This is a genomic window from Halopseudomonas sabulinigri (assembly GCF_900105255.1).
Lineage (GTDB): Bacteria > Pseudomonadota > Gammaproteobacteria > Pseudomonadales > Pseudomonadaceae > Halopseudomonas > Halopseudomonas sabulinigri.
On sequence record NZ_LT629763.1, the window covers coordinates 3,270,927 to 3,285,326 of the forward strand.

General features: G+C 54.1%; 13 protein-coding genes. 9 read left to right on the plus strand and 4 right to left on the minus strand.

Annotated features, from left to right (window positions below; translation table 11 throughout):
• Nucleotides 1-629 precede the first annotated feature (629 nt).
• The 4 genes from BLU26_RS14785 to BLU26_RS14800 all read left to right on the plus strand — a co-directional run bounded on the left by BLU26_RS14785 (nt 630) and on the right by BLU26_RS14800 (nt 5,033).
• A complete protein-coding gene (locus BLU26_RS14785) occupies nt 630-2,219 on the plus strand; it encodes a phytoene desaturase family protein (RefSeq protein ID WP_092287637.1) in 1,590 nt (529 codons plus the stop codon).
• A gap of 75 nt (nt 2,220-2,294) precedes the next feature.
• Nucleotides 2,295-3,572: a cytochrome P450 gene (locus tag BLU26_RS14790; RefSeq protein ID WP_092287638.1), complete on the plus strand. Its 1,278-nt coding sequence runs from the start codon at nt 2,295-2,297 to the stop codon at nt 3,570-3,572.
• A 26-nt stretch (nt 3,573-3,598) separates the two neighbouring features.
• A complete protein-coding gene (locus tag BLU26_RS14795; RefSeq protein ID WP_092287639.1) occupies nt 3,599-4,630 on the plus strand; it encodes a hypothetical protein in 1,032 nt (343 codons plus the stop codon).
• 49 nt (nt 4,631-4,679) lie between these two features.
• The gene (locus tag BLU26_RS14800) at nt 4,680-5,033 is read left to right on the plus strand and encodes a hypothetical protein (protein WP_092287640.1); all 354 of its coding nucleotides are present in this window, start codon (nt 4,680-4,682) and stop codon (nt 5,031-5,033) included.
• A 79-nt stretch (nt 5,034-5,112) separates the two neighbouring features.
• On the opposite strand, the gene BLU26_RS14805 is transcribed toward BLU26_RS14800, so the two are convergent.
• From BLU26_RS14805 to BLU26_RS14820, 4 genes are all read right to left on the minus strand, one after another.
• The gene (locus BLU26_RS14805; RefSeq protein ID WP_092287641.1) at nt 5,113-6,342 is read right to left on the minus strand and encodes a multidrug effflux MFS transporter; all 1,230 of its coding nucleotides are present in this window, start codon (nt 6,340-6,342) and stop codon (nt 5,113-5,115) included.
• A gap of 162 nt (nt 6,343-6,504) precedes the next feature.
• Nucleotides 6,505-7,740, minus strand: coding sequence for an NAD(P)/FAD-dependent oxidoreductase (locus BLU26_RS14810; RefSeq protein WP_092287642.1), 1,236 nt, complete (start codon nt 7,738-7,740; stop codon nt 6,505-6,507).
• Between the two features lie 15 nt (nt 7,741-7,755).
• The gene (locus tag BLU26_RS14815; RefSeq protein ID WP_092287643.1) at nt 7,756-8,076 is read right to left on the minus strand and encodes a 2Fe-2S iron-sulfur cluster-binding protein; all 321 of its coding nucleotides are present in this window, start codon (nt 8,074-8,076) and stop codon (nt 7,756-7,758) included.
• A 27-nt stretch (nt 8,077-8,103) separates the two neighbouring features.
• Nucleotides 8,104-9,375, minus strand: coding sequence for an MFS transporter (locus tag BLU26_RS14820; RefSeq protein WP_092287644.1), 1,272 nt, complete (start codon nt 9,373-9,375; stop codon nt 8,104-8,106).
• A 170-nt stretch (nt 9,376-9,545) separates the two neighbouring features.
• Between BLU26_RS14820 and BLU26_RS14825 the strand changes: the two genes are divergently transcribed.
• The 5 genes from BLU26_RS14825 to BLU26_RS14845 all read left to right on the plus strand — a co-directional run bounded on the left by BLU26_RS14825 (nt 9,546) and on the right by BLU26_RS14845 (nt 14,360).
• Nucleotides 9,546-11,195, plus strand: a complete 1,650-nt coding sequence (locus tag BLU26_RS14825) for a methyl-accepting chemotaxis protein (protein WP_092287645.1) — start codon at nt 9,546-9,548, stop codon at nt 11,193-11,195.
• Between the two features lie 246 nt (nt 11,196-11,441).
• The gene (locus tag BLU26_RS14830; protein WP_092287646.1) at nt 11,442-11,663 is read left to right on the plus strand and encodes a ferredoxin; all 222 of its coding nucleotides are present in this window, start codon (nt 11,442-11,444) and stop codon (nt 11,661-11,663) included.
• 35 nt (nt 11,664-11,698) lie between these two features.
• On the plus strand, nt 11,699-12,457 hold the full coding sequence (locus BLU26_RS14835; RefSeq protein ID WP_092287647.1) for an SDR family NAD(P)-dependent oxidoreductase: 759 nt from the start codon (nt 11,699-11,701) through the stop codon (nt 12,455-12,457).
• A gap of 65 nt (nt 12,458-12,522) precedes the next feature.
• Nucleotides 12,523-13,464: a VOC family protein gene (locus BLU26_RS14840; RefSeq protein ID WP_092287648.1), complete on the plus strand. Its 942-nt coding sequence runs from the start codon at nt 12,523-12,525 to the stop codon at nt 13,462-13,464.
• A 5-nt stretch (nt 13,465-13,469) separates the two neighbouring features.
• A complete protein-coding gene (locus tag BLU26_RS14845) occupies nt 13,470-14,360 on the plus strand; it encodes a fumarylacetoacetate hydrolase family protein (RefSeq protein WP_092287649.1) in 891 nt (296 codons plus the stop codon).
• Nucleotides 14,361-14,400: the final 40 nt, after the last annotated feature.

Below are 14,400 nucleotides of genomic sequence, written 5' to 3' on the forward strand. Positions count from 1 at the left end.
CTCCGTTTTTGTTTTTATAAAGAGAGCGCGAAAAATCGCTGTCCGGCACTGCTGCCAGGCAACGAGTTCGAGGTTAGGTAGTAGAACAATGAAGGCGCGGGACGTGCATCCCGATTTCCCTGCGCAGGAACGCCTTCCGGCAGGCAGAGCTGACCGGAACCGGCTTCACCCTGGATGTAAACCAGAGATGCTTTCACTTTATTTCCTTTTATTTTTATTTTTCAAAGGCTTTCATCGTGCTCCCAGCCCAGCCTGGATGGGCTGTACAGCCGAATCTGATTGCCTGCCTAAGACCCTAGCAGAGCATTGAAAATAATTCCACATGTAGATTGAAATTCTACAATTGGAATTATTCTGTCAGGATGCTTGAAGCGAGAGGAAGGGTTGTTTTGCTCTTTGCTCGCACGTCAGGGCGCTGGTTATCCGTTTTACGCTCGGTAAAACGGATAACCAGCGCCTCCGGTTCTTTCTTGTTACGTTCCCGATTGCCGTATACAGCGGACGGCGAATATTCATGCGTGGTGATGCCAGTGGGTATCGGACGCATTTTTTATTGGGCGTAGCAAGGACTCTGTCGGCAGGTGTTTGGTAGAGGAAAATCTGAGTCAGCCCAGTAGGGAGATACTTTAATGAATAACAAAAATACCGATTTCGACGTGATTGTCGTGGGCGGGGGAAGCAATGGCCTTTCAGCGGGTTGCTATCTCGGCCTTGAGGGCAAGCGTGTTCTTGTTCTAGAGGCGTTGGACAAGGTGGGTGGGATGGCGTCGTCCGGCTATCTCATCCCTGAGGCGCCGGAGCACCTGGTGCATCCTTGTGCGCTCGACATGATGTCGATGCGCGTGCACTCCCATGTACCGGAGGAGCTAGGCTTGGCCGACCACGGCTTTGACTCTATCGAGTTGTCGCCGGGTTATGTCTATTTACACCCCGATGGAAGCTCGTTGATCTTTTGGCGAGATCGGCAAAAAACAGCAGATGAAATTCGTCGGTATAGCCACAAGGATGCTGCTGCATTTCTTGAGTTCATGGATGTTATCGACATGTTCATGGATATAGCCCTGCCTATGATGCGGGTAGATCCCGCGCGGTTCAACTTGACAAGTAAGCTTAAAGTTCTAGGCGTGGCGCTGAAGAACCGGCGCCTTAAGCCTGAACTCATGGCGCTGATGACAGGGTCCGCTCATCAGGCTGCCAAGGAACGTTTCGAGCACCCGGTGACCATTTCCGCGATGTGCGCGCTGACGGGACTGGCAGGTGATATTCGGGCTGATGGCGGCGGTATCTACTATGCGCTACTTGGGTTTCTGCACCGCTTTGGCGTGGGACGGGTCAGGGGAGGTATGCAGCAATTGAGTAACGCAATGTGCTCGCGTCTCGAGGAGCTGGGTGGCAAGGTGATTACGTCTGCCACTGTGACTGAAATCATCTCTTCGCAGGGCAAAATCGAAGGCGTTCGACTTGCTGATGGGCGCACTTTCACTGCGCCCGCGGTGATAGCAGGTTGTCACCCCAAGGTAGCGCTGGAAATGGTAACCCCGGGCGAAATGCCTGCTCACCTGCTCACGCGGGTAGCCATGGCTCCTGCCAACGCGAAGGGCTCGGGCCCACTGAAAGTGGATGTCGCGCTTGACGGTTTGTTGTCGGTTCCACGCTATGAGGCCATCCGCGGCGACGGAATTGATTTACGCAAGACGGTCCTGTTGATCGGTACGGAAGACGCAGTACTTGAAAGCTTCGCCGCCTGTGAGCGTGGCGAAGTCCCCAGGTACCCCTACATTACGCTTGCGGTCCCTAGTGCGGCGGATCCGACTCAAGCGCCCGCCGGCCAGGACATCGTATATGTCTATCCGCCAGTCATGCCTGTCAACCCCAGTGCAGGCTGGGATGCGCTAAGGGAGACTGTGGCGGACCAGGTGTTGCGCCAATTGGCTGACTACGTGGATGGCATCGATGGTCATGTCATTGGCCGCCGTATCGAGGCAGCACCGGACTTCACAGAACGGCTAAATACAGTGAATGGCTGTGTAGTCCATATCGACACCACCACCATGCGTTCGAGCACTATGCGGCCTGCCTATGGGCTGGGTGGCGATACTCTCCCGGTTTCCGGGCTGTATCTGGGTAGCGCAGGCAGCCACCCGGGCGGCGGAGTCAATGGTATGGCCGGCAAGCTTGCAGCCAAGCGGGTGTCCACGTTTTTGTCGAAGAATTCCTAAGTCGCCTGTATCGCTTACCCGCGATTACAAGCGTGACTATAACAAAAGACCTGAAGGTCACAGGGAGAACCATTAATGTCAGCGGAAATGAACGAGCTTGATATCGAGCAGGCTTATCACGCGGTTTCAGATACCTATCTTGGCTCAGCAGTCGATATCCACGGGCTGTGCAGGGATAAGCGGATTAACGACCCAGTTATGCGTGGCGACTTCGTAGATAGTTACCTGGGGGTGCCAACCAATGCTGGTGCCAAGGCGGCCAAGTGCGTTGTCACGCTGTTCAAGCACAAAGACGTGATGGCGGTGCTGCGCGACGCAGAAACCTTCACCAGCGGTTTTATTGCCGAAGGGCTGGGCGCGTTCTTCGACGGTTTGATTGTGTTAGCCATGGACGGTGAACAGCATCGTCGTACACGGGCCCTGTTGCAGCCAGTGTTCATGCCGGAAACGGTCAACAAGTGGCGACCGGAAATCGACAGGGTCATTCGGGAAGAGTTTCTGCTGCCAATGCAGGCAGACAAGAAAGCCAACCTGATGGATTTCGGGTTGTATTTCCCCATCCGTGAGATGTACGCGCTGATGGGCTTTCCAAGCGACGACCCAGATAAATTCAAACAATACGCTACTTGGGCTCTCGCGCTGGTGGCCGCCAACCAGATCGATCCGGAGAAAGCGCGTATCTATGGTGCCTTTGCCGGTAAAGCGGTTAAGAACCTGTATGACGCGATAATGCAAATTGTGGTGACAAAACGGGCTGCTGGCGCAAAGGGCGATGACTTGATCAGTCGAATGATCAACGCTGAATATGAAGGCCGTGCGCTGGATAACCATGAGGTAACTACTTTCGTGCGCTCTTTGTTACCCGCCGCTGGAGAAACAACCACGCGCACCTTCAGTTCGATCATGACACTGTTGCTTGAGCGGCCAGAGCTGCTGGAACGAGTGAAAAGAGATCGGGGTTTGATTGGCAAGTTGATCGACGAAACTGTGCGTTATGAGCCTGTAGCAACTTTCAAGGTTCGCCAGGCTTCGAGAGACGTCGAGGTGGGTGGCGTTCTGGTTCCCAAGGGGGGCTTGGTTCAGTGCATGGTGATATCCGCCAACCGAGACGAAGATGTCTTCGACAACGCAGATCAGTTTGATATTGATCGAAAGGTGAAGCCTTCCTTCGGCTTCGGCTGGGGGGCGCACATGTGCATCGGTCAGTTTGTTGCCAAGGTCGAAATCAATTGCGCGATCAACGCAATTCTGGATCTGTTTCCAAACATCCGATTGGACCCAAGTATGCCTGCGCCTGTCATCGCAGGGGCTCAACTGCGAGGTGCGAAATCCATTCATGTGATTTGGGATTGATGCAACCTTAGCGGAGGAATACCAGTATGAAATCTTACAAAAACATCCCCGAGCGTGGCGACTTTGTTTACCAGCAGCTAGTTGGCCCATGCAAAACCACTGGGCCGGCGTTGAATGAAACACGCTCATTCTTCGGCCTGTTGCTGAGCAAGAGCATGCCTTTTGGCTCTGTACGTGATGATGAGGGGCACATCTACTCATTTGTTCGCTCGGTAATGGCCCCTACAGGTACGCCCAACCCGACGCGGTTTTTTTATCAGTCTACGCGGATTGACGGCCAGCATATTCGTATGGATACCGAGCGAATGGCAAAGCAGGCGTTGACGCCAATGCCAACGCAGACACTGGATGGGGATACGGTGCGCTGGACCAGCCTACCCGGAGAAGAGGGCAACCCCTGGTTACTGGAAGCCTCTGCTGAGCATATCAAGTGGGTGGAAGAGGGGCTGTATGAGCTGCAGGGGAAGCCGGTTGGCTGCGGTATGCAATGGTATTTGCCTGGCGTTGAGTGGGGCACATTTTATGTCTCGCAACTGTGGAGCCTTTCCGGCGTGTGCGAAGGACGGGAAGTGAAAGGCCTGATGGCACTGGACCAAGTGTATATGGCAGAAGGTGGAGCCATTCATTTCAAGAAAGACTTGGTGGTAAACAACAAAATGCACGTCATCTGGTGGTCTTTTGCCACGGTATACAAGGACGGTACATTCGACTCGGGATCATTCATGGTCGGCCATGACAACCTTGGTTACGCCATCTTCAACAATGAGAAAGGCGAGGTGCGTACTACCACCGATATCGAGGGCGTGGCAGTGCATAAGGACGGCAGTTACTTTCTGGACCATGCGCGAATTGTTTTGGACGGCAGTGAAGAGTGGGAGTTTCTGCCGGACGAAAAGGGTGAAATGGCGGACTTTGTTGGCGGCTTTCCAATTACAGCCCAGCAGGAAGGTCGCTGGCGCAGAGTAGGGGATACACGCGAACCGGACCACTGGCTGGCGTGGGGAGAGTCCGATCGCCGTAATGGGTCAGCGCGTAACGTGCGCGGTGCGGATCTATGACAGTCTCAATCGCCCGACTGTTCGAGGGCATAAACAGGAGCGGAATGTGATGCCAGGCTTAAACCAAAAAGACATAGACGCCTTTTTACACGGCCAAATCGCCTGTTGGAACTCAGGTAACCGTGAAGGCTTCTTCGAGCATTATCGGCAGGTTGCCCCAAAGGGCTTGAGCATTGAGTACGTTGGGCGCCCGGAGACGGATGGCTGGCCTGTACTTGAAGCTATGTGGGACCAGCAAAATAGCCGCTTTTCGGTGGAGGTAGAAGTGAGTATTCTCGGCCCGAATGAAGCAGCCTGTCACCATCGCAATGTGATGCGGGACGGCAGTGGCTCAATTGAGACGATCGAGCTGTACCGGTTCGAGGCAGATACAATGAGCGTGCGTTATTTTATCAAACAATAGTGTTTGCTCTACTGAGCCACAAAAAACCGCTGCCTTGGCAGCGGTTTTTTGTGGGCCATACTCACGCTAGGGCGAAGCTTCAACTTTCGCCAAATTGCTCGGTGATTTGACCGGGCGCGTTTGGCTGGCTGATACGATGCAATAGCAAACTGGCGGCGCTGAGGCCAAGCATTACAGTGATAACCGGCAATGCAGTTGGGCTCATCCACAGGCTGACGATGCCCACGGCCAAAGTGCCGAACAAGAACTGTATGAACCCAATGACTGATGAGGCAGAGCCGGCGCGGTGGCCCTGACTTGCCATTGCCAAGGCTACCGCGTTGGGTGTCAACAGGCCCATGGAGGTCATGTAGATAAAAAAGCACAGCATAAGCTGCGACAGGTTGATAGTGCCTGCCCAAATGGACAGCGTCGCCATTAGGGTTGCGATTGCTGGCGCAAGAAGCACATATTTGAGCAAAGTGGCAGGGCCATAGCGAGCGACCAGTTTCGCGTTCAGTTGTGAACCAAAAATCATGCCAAAAGCGTTGAGGCCGAAGAACCAGCCAAAGTGGTTAGGTTCGATACCATAGAGGTCGATGATGATCTTGGGGGATCCGGATACATACGCGAACATCCCGCCAAAAGGTAACGCACCTACCAGGACAAACCGCATAAACTTCCAGTCACAGGCCAGGCTCAGGTATTGATTGAATGCGGAACGTAGTTTCGGCTTGCTGCCGTTGCCGAGACTCGGTGAGGTTTCCCGCATGCAAAAATGGACACCCAGCAGCAGCGCCAGTCCACAGGCAGCCAGGGTCATGAAAATACCGCGCCAGCCGACTACCAGCAGCAAAGCTCCGCCTGCAAGCGGTGCCAGAATAGGCCCGAGGCCCAACATCAACATTAGCATCGAAAAGGCTCTCGCGGCCTGTACAGTGGAGGTTCGGTCGCGGATGACTGCCCTGCTGATGACTACGCCAGCTCCCCCGCCCAGCGCCTGGCAAAAGCGTGCGGCGGTCAGCGTTGTCAGATCCGTTGCGAAGGCACAGCCAATTGATGCGATGAAGAATAAGGTTAACCCTGCATAGAGCGGTGGCTTGCGGCCGTAGAGGTCGCTGAGCGGGCCGTAGAGCAACTGCCCAAATGCCATTCCCAGAAGAAATACGGCCAAGGTGATTTGCACCTCTGACGAGCTGACTTGCAGTTGGCTCGCAATTACCGGAAAGGCTGGCAAGTAAAGGTCGACGGAGAGCGGCGAAAGGGCCGTCAGCATGGCGAGTAAAAATAGCCAGCCGGGAAGCAGCGGTATCTTCTCAGGAAGCGTCATAGCGGAGAGTCCTATCGAATGACACGTGCAAGCGGCGTTCAGTCAGGCGCCGTGTCGGTTTCAAGAGTGGGTATTGTTTTTTGCTAGCGAGACAGCTGGTGGGTGACGCTAAAAAAGCCCCCTCAAGCCCAGCAGGCTATCGGGGGCTACACGATCAACTTGTTATGTACGGTGTGCTATTTCCCAGGCTTTGAGATCGAAGCCCGGGGTGCGAGCCTCACTGATGGTGAGTTCGGCTGGACGAGAAAGCAGTTTCTTCCCGGCCATGTGATCACTTGGCCGGTTGCAGGACTCAACCGCAACCAGGTGATCCTTGCGGAAGCAGAGCACGGAAAACTGTTGCGAACTCGGGTCGCCTAACGTGACGGTGGTGTCGAAGCCGGTAGACAAACCAACGATCTGCAGCTTGAGATTCCCCTGATCGGTCCAGAACCAAGGCGTGGCGATGAACGGCGACGGTTTCCCGAGCAGCCTTGCTGCAACGCTACGGGCCTGATCCATAGCGTTGGGCACGGATTCTATGCGGGTGTGTTCGCCGTTGTTGTGTATGCACGGGAAGCATGCCACATCGCCAATAGCGGAAATATGAGGGTCGTTGGTTAAGAGGTTGGCATCGACCTTAATACCATTGTCAATCTCAAGGCCAGCCTCGGCTGCCAAGGTGATGTTCGGGATGATGCCGATGCCATACACCACCAGGTCGGCCGGTAACTCTTCGCCGTTCTCTTTCACCACGCCGGTTACTTTTCCGTTGGCATGGGTTATTCGGCTGACGCCTTGATTGAAGTGAAATTTTACCCCCCAGCCTTGGTGCGCATCGAGGAACAATGCCGACATTTCATGGGAGATTGCGCGCGCCATGAGGCGGTCGCCGCGGTCAACCAGTTGGACTGATTTTCCCAGTGCCGCAGCGACAGCGGCAAACTCCAGTCCGATAAATCCGCAGCCCACTACAACTACGTTACTCGCCGCGCTCATTCGGGGGGAGAGCGCATCGGCATCAGCCAGGGTTTTTATTCCATACACCCCTTCAACATCATCCCCGGGGATGGATAACAACCTGTTGTGACCGCCCGTGGCAAGAACCAAATGATCGTAATCAACGCTGTTGCCATTGGCCAGCACCACATTTTGGTTCTGGCGGTCTATCTCGACCGCACGCGTATGCAGCAGCTGGATATTCTGTTCACTGAGAAAGGTGGCCGGGCGAAATGCCAAATTGTCCGCCTTTATCTTGCCCAGCAGGTAGGCTTTTGATAGTGGCGGGCGCTGGTAAGGCAGGCCGGGCTCATCGCCTATAAGAGTGAGGGCTCCGGTGTACCCGCCTTGTCGCAGAGAAGCTGCGACCTGAAAGCCGGCCTGGCCTGCGCCGACAATCACTACTGAAGAAATCGACATGTTTGCTCTCGCTGCTCAGTATTGGGATTCTGGGAGCCGCAGGATCATCCCTTCCATATTGGCGCTCACCGTCAGTTGGCAGGTGAGCCGGCTATTTGCCTGACGCTCGCTTGCATACTCAAGCATGTCCGACTCTGACTCCTGTAGCTCTGGCATGCCCGATAGCCAAGCATCATCCACAAACGCATGGCAGGTAGCGCAACTGCAGGCACCGCCGCAGTCGCCTTGAATACCGGGAACCATGGCAGCCAGCGCCGCCTGCATAACAGACTGTCCTATCTCAGCGTTTACTTGATGCTCTGTGCCATTGTGTTCAATGAGCGTGATGGTGGGCATGAGTGCTCTCCTGTTATTTTTTTGCAGTTATCGGGAAACAGCCCCGGTAGTCCTGAAGTTGGGTGCGCGACCCAGTGTGAGAATTAATAAGGGGCCGAGGACAGTACAGACTACGCTGTAAATCAGCATCGATGAGTAGGAGCCTGTTGCGCTCAGAAATGCTGCAAATAGCAAGGGCGCTAGTGCTGCGGCGACGGTATTCAGCCCTTGATGAACGCCAAACAGGCGCCCGTACTCTTTCATGCCGAAATAACGGGCGACTAGAAAAGCGGCAATATCAAACTCGGCACCTGCACCGAAACCCACTAGTACAGCGGCAAATGCCATCAGCCAAAAGTCAGTGCTTTCGCCGAGAAACAGTAGGCAGCCAACGGCCGGCAAGGATAGGCTGATGGCGGACACCAGCGGCGGCCATACACGGTCCAGCAGATACCCGATAAGTATCCGGCCGGCCGTCAGTGATACACCAAAGCAGCCAAATATCAGGCCTGCGTTCTCTGCCGAAATACCCTTGTCACGAAGCATGGGAACAGTGCTGGTAACCAATCCGACGATGGCAGAGATCACTAGGCTCAACGCGAGATTGCAGATCCAGAACTTTCTGGATGCCAAACCCTCAGCAAATGTAAGGCCCGGCAATTGATTCGTATCCAGACGGCCCGCCTTTTCTTCTGCGCTTACCTTCAAGCCTTGCGGCAGAGAAAACCAAAAAAGCGTTATCGGTAACAGCACCGCCAAGTTCAGCAGGGCGAGAATGACGAAGGCTGCGCGCCAGTCCCATAAGCCGATACCCCAGGACATTAGAGGTGGAACCACAGCAGCAGTGAGGCCGGTACCTGAAAGTCCGATGGCGAGCGCGAGACCGCGATTCTTGTCAAACCACATGTTCAAGAGCTGGGTCCAGGTGACCGCGAGACAGCCCATGCCCAACAAGGGGAGTAGTGCGAAGGCTAGATAGAGAGTCCAAATAGAGCCGCCGATCTGTGTGGTCGCCAGGTACCCGAAAGCAATGGCTACAAGCGAGATGATAGTAACGCGCTTCATGCCGAAACGGAGGTTGAACCAGCCGACCAATTGCAGCGATATAACCGCGCTGCCGAACAAGAACGTAATAGCCGCTTGCAGTGCTCCACGCTCCCAGCCAAAGGCTTCTTGAAGAGGGATGACCAGGGTGCCGAAGCCATATAGAAGAGACGCATTGATACTGATGGCGATGCCGATTAACGAAAGAATCAAGACTCGCCATCCGCTGCGGAACTCCGCTAGATCAATCGCTGCTTCGCTGTTGGGTGCATGCATGGGACGGCCTTTCATTGTTTTTATGAGTGCTGCTTAAGAAAATTCTGAGTTTTTGTTCTGTATACAGAAGATGTTGCTGATGTCAGAATATTTGATCTGGTCTGCGATGTCTATCCGATCATTGTGAGATTTGAACACAAAAACAATAAGTGACTAAAGGAAAACGTTGTATGCGATGGCTCAGTAGCTTTTCCATGGGTGCCAAGCTCCTTTTTGCTCCTGCCCTCATTGTGGTTTTACTCATTGCTGTCTCTGCGATTGCGTACGACGGTCTCGCCCGTCAGCAGGGTGTGCTGCGTGAGGTCGAAGAGGTTCGCTTCCACCAGTACCAGCGCGCACTAGAAATCGCGGCGGCTTCTCAGGCGGCTATGGTGGGTTCCTACGCGGCGGTGGTTCAGTTGATCCAGACCGAAGGCAACGCGTCGCAGGAGGAAATGCAGTTTTATGTAGAGGATATGCGCGCCAGTGTTCATGACATGAGTACTGGAATCGAGCGTGGTATGGCTGACAGTGGGGCGTTTAGTGAAGAAGAGCAGACGCTTTACCAAACCATGGGCGAGCAGGCCAAGGTCTTTGCGCAAGGAGTCGACGATCTGGCTGAAGCGGCGTTGACCTCACCTTACCAGGCGCCCTCATTGTTGGGTTATGTGCGTGCGGATTATACCCGTCTGCAAGGCCTGCTTTCTCGCATGCTTGTACTCCAGGAAGAGTTGTCTGCGCAGGCTTTTGCTACAGCAAACATGACAGCTGCATCGGTGACCAGGGCGCTTGCGATCGCCGTTGTTATTGCCATTGTCTTGGCTCTGCTGGTTGGGTTGTTGATGCGCTATCAGGTGCTGCGCTCCATCAAAGCCATCGAGCGAGCGGCGGTGAAGCTCAAGGATGGCGACCTGACTCATAGAGTGGAAGTGATAGGACGTGATGAAATCGCACAGACAGCGGTGGCTTTCAATGCGCTGATTACCAGTTTGCAGACGGCTGTAGAGCAGGTTAAGCGTGTTGCCGACTCTGTGGGAGCCTCGGCAGAGGAGTTGGTGGTTACTTCCAACCATGTCGCCGTTGGTGCAAATGAACAGGCCAGTGCCGCCGTTCAAGCATCGTCCACTGTCGAGCAGATGAGCCAGGGCATCGAATCTATTTCCTCCCACGCGGAAGGTTTGCGCAATTCGGCAGCGGATAGTTTGAAAGGCGCGGAAGAGGGGCGGTTCGCACTCAATCGGTTGCTTGATGAGATTCTGCGAGTCAGGCAAGCATTCCATGCGATTACGGCCTCGGTAGGGGACTTTGTCGCCAGCACCACCGCCATTACTGACAGTATCAACCGGGTCAAGGAGCTTTCGGCACAAACGAATTTGCTGGCGCTCAATGCGGCGATAGAGGCAGCGCGTGCAGGGGAGAGCGGTCGTGGATTCAGCGTGGTGGCTGATGAAGTAAGGAATCTAGCCCAGCGCTCTGCGGTCGCGGCCAACTCGATTAATGAGCTGACGGGGGCACTGGAAGGGCAGTCTGCCAGCGTTAGTGTGGTTCTGGGCGAGGGTGCTTCTGCCCTTGATAGCAGTCAGGAGTTACTAGAAGAGCTGGAAAAGGTGCTGCTGGAAGCCGCGCGACTGGTGGGTGCCTCGAGCACCGGCGTCAGTGAGATTGCCGCTGCGGTGCAGGTCCAGAATGAGGGTAGCAAGGAAATTTCCCTGGGTATTGAGCGTATCGCGAAGATGGCTGAGGAGGGGGACCAGATTTCGCACCAGGTCTCCGCTTCTGTTGCTTCACTGCGCGTGATCGCAGAAGAACTTGCTCTATCAGTGAGGCACTTCAGAACCTGACGGCCGAAAAAACCAGTTGTTTGGTCTGGGTAGTGAGTGCGCGGCAAAAGTTGCACATTAATTTCATGGTTCGTCTATTCAATGTATTTAACTGTATTTGTTTGAAAATAAAGGATTAATTTTACGTATTTTGCGGAGGTTAAGCGATTTTTTAGGCTTTTTTACTAATGGTAAAACTCAAAAATTTACAAAAAAGAAAAAATTGTTCATTATTTGTCTTCGCTGAGCCTGACAAGAGGAAAAAATATGAGTTCAGATAAGGTTATTTTTCGCGCTGTGGCGGATCGTGGCCGCTGCTGTGGCTATGGTTTGTGTGCTTCCATTTGCCCAGAAGTATACAAATTGGACGGTGATGGGTTGGTTTACTTCGACGACGACAAAGTCCCGCCGGAGTTGGAAGAAGCGGCCCGAGAAGGCGCAGAAGCTTGTCCTGCCGAGGCAATCTGGTTGGAAGAAATCCAGAGCTAACAACCGCTCACCTGAATACCAAGGAGCCAAGCATTATGAAACGCCTTGAAGGGAAGGTCGTATTGATCAGCGGTACTGGCGGCGGGCAGGGCCGGGTAGCTGCGCTGAGGTTTGCACGTGAAGGCGCTATCGTCGTTGGTTGTGACACAAACAGTGAGGAGCACGCAAAGACCGCTCAATTGATGGAAGCGGAGGGTTATTCACTGCATGGCAGTGCGCCAATCGATCTGGGCGACCACGAGCAAGTGCGCGGTTGGGTGGAAAGTGCGGTTGCCGCTCACGGCAAGATCGACGTCCTTTACAACAACGCTTCGGCAGCGCGTTTCGCTCCAGTGCAGGACATGAGTATAGAAGACTGGCATTTCACCATCCGCAACGAGGTCGACCTTATTTTCTATGCAACCAAGTATGCATGGAACCACTTGGCCAAGCAGAAAGGCGTGATTATCAACGTGTCTTCAACCGCGGCCTGGGGCGGATCTAAAGTGGCGGGTATCTCCGCCCATTCTGCGGCTAAGGGTGCAGTGGTGTCTTTCACTCGTCAGATCGCTGTGGAAGGTGCGCCCTTGGGCATTCGAGCCGTCAGTCTCAGCCCTGGATTTATTGCCACCCCGGGAACGGCGGCTTTCATGGAAAACCCTCAGGCCAGAGCTGCACTGCTTGATGGTGTGCTGATGGATCGCCCTGGTGAGCCGGAAGAGGTTGTCGCAATGGCTCTGTTTATTGCCTCGGAAGAAGCATCCTTCATCACCGGGTCAGATATCGTTATTGACGGTGGTTTGCTGGCAATCTGATCAGTCAATCGCGCTATGCGATAACCATTACGATCGCTGTCGACACAAAACATGAGGTAAAGAGCATGGATATTATTGGCATTGGCTATCTGGGCTTTGAAGCTACGGACTTGGATGCATGGCGTGACTATGGTCCGTCAGTGATGGGTTTCGGGATGGGCAAAAATCCTGATAGCGATCCCGATTCGGTTTATTTTCGTATAGATGACCGGCGTCATCGCTTTGCCTTTCACCCAGGTGATGTGGACCGTCTGGCCTATATTGGCTGGGAAGCGAAAGGTCGTATGGAGTACAAGCAAGCCTTGGCGCGTTTCCGTGAGGAAGGGGTCGATTTTGAAGTTGGCGATCAGGCGCTGTGTGAAATGCGCGGCGTCAAAGAGTTAATTCGATTTTTTGATCCAGTCGGGTTTCAGCACGAATTATTCTATGGACAAAAGTGGACGCCGGACTCCTTTGTGGCTGGTCGGCGACATGGTGGGTTCCTCGCCAACCACCGGGGGTTGGGTCATGTCGTGTTAATGGCCCCTGAGTACTCTGATGAGTTGGAGCACTTTCTTATCAATATCATGGGCTTTCATTGGTACGGATCTGGCGCAGGCAAGGGGCGCACGGGCTTTTTCCGTTCCAAACTGAACACTTACACCAGCCATGACATTGCGTATGGTCACGCGCCGGGCCGTATGGGAATACAGCACATTGGTTTATTCGTAAGCAGTATTAGGGATGTAGGTGAAACCTACGATCTCGTCAAAAAGCGTGAGCTGCCAATGATGATGACGCTGGGGCAACATGCGCAAGATCCCCATGTATCTTTCTACCACTTCACGCCGTCAGGTTTTGCTTTTGAGTGCATAGGCGAGATTGAGCCGTGGCACGATGATGGCTTTGAGCTAAATCCTGAGGTGATGAGTGTTTGGGGGCATGAAATTGTAGGCCCGATACTTGGGCCAAGTGTCAAAACACCTGAAGAGGTTCGTGATCCGGCTTTTAGCCAGAAGAAAGGCTAAGCCGCTTGCATCTCGCTCGTATTCAAGACCTGTACGGGCGTACCGGCTGGGCCTCACTCGACCTTGAGACAGGACAGGCTTGGTGGATACTTGGATGTTTTACCGATTGGGCTGAGAAGCTGACGCGGTGCCAAGCCAGAGCGCCCGCGGTCGATGAGATGCCTGTTCAACCAGGAGGCTATACGCTTTTGGCGCCTGCTGAATCAGGAGCTCGCGTTTTTGGCGTAGGCCTGAATTACCGGACGCATCTTGAGCGACTTGGTAGTTCTGAACCACCTCATCCGCTGTCTTATATCAAACCCGAGTCCGCACTGGTGCCGCATCTGGGTGAAATTCTTTATCCCGCGGTGACACAAGAGCTTGACTACGAAATAGAACTGGTCGCGGTAGTGGGTAGGCCGCTTGAGGATGAAGCAAGCGCGGTGTCATGTCTATTGGGTTACACCATTGGCAATGATGTGAGTGCGCGAGACGCAGGCAGGGCGCTGGGGAGACTGGATCTTTTTACTCAAAAAGCGCTGGATCAGACAACACCTCTCGGCCCCTGGTTAACCTTGAGAGCCGAGGCTGGTGGGGATAGGCAGCCGGAACTGGACATGCAGCTCTCAGTAAATGGTGAAGTCCGGCAGCGGGACAACACAAGAGAGATGATTTTTCCCCTGGCCGAGGTGCTGAATTACCTGGATGCCCGTGTGAAGCTGCGTGCGGGAGATGTTGTTTTTACCGGCTCTACCCATGGGGTAGGTCTGGAATCCGGTAGTTTTCTTCAACCGGGAGACCGAATCGAGGCAACGATTCAGGGTATAGGCACGCTAATAAACCAGGTCGGTCCACGCAGGCAATTAGCCTCGCCCAGGCGTCAGGGTCGCTTGGGGTTGCCCTCAGATCGTGGGTGAAAAAAATCGCGTGTTTGTAAATGTCGTGCTGCGTCCTGAG